Below are 341 nucleotides of genomic sequence, written 5' to 3'. Positions count from 1 at the left end.
ACGATGCTGACGAATTCGCCCGGCTCCACCGTTAAATCGATGCCGCGCAGCACCTCGTGCGACGCCGCGCCCTCGTGCGCATAACGCTTGGTCACGCCGCGTACGTGCAATGTCTCGGTCATGGTTTAGCCCTCATAGCCCTGCTTCCATACCAGCGCACGTTTTTGCAGCGCCAGCATTAACCGGTCGATCAGAAAACCGACGATGCCGATGGTCGCCATGCAGACCAGCAGTTGGTCGGTCAGCAGCAGCGACTGGGCGCGGAAGATCAGAAAGCCGATCCCCACCTGCCCCGCGATGCCCTCGGCCACCACCACCAGCGCCCAGGCCAGCCCGGCGCT

The 341-nt window shown here is 63.6% G+C and carries 1 pseudogene; it reads right to left on the bottom strand.

The window, feature by feature from the left end:
- Positions 1-125 precede the first annotated feature (125 nt).
- Positions 126-341: pseudogene (locus DDT56_RS24300) on the bottom strand (ABC transporter permease); the annotation flags it as partial.

Origin of the sequence: Brenneria corticis, assembly GCF_003115855.1 — a bacterium.
Lineage (GTDB): Bacteria > Pseudomonadota > Gammaproteobacteria > Enterobacterales > Enterobacteriaceae > Brenneria > Brenneria corticis.
This window is presented reverse-complemented; position numbering and strand designations above follow the sequence as displayed.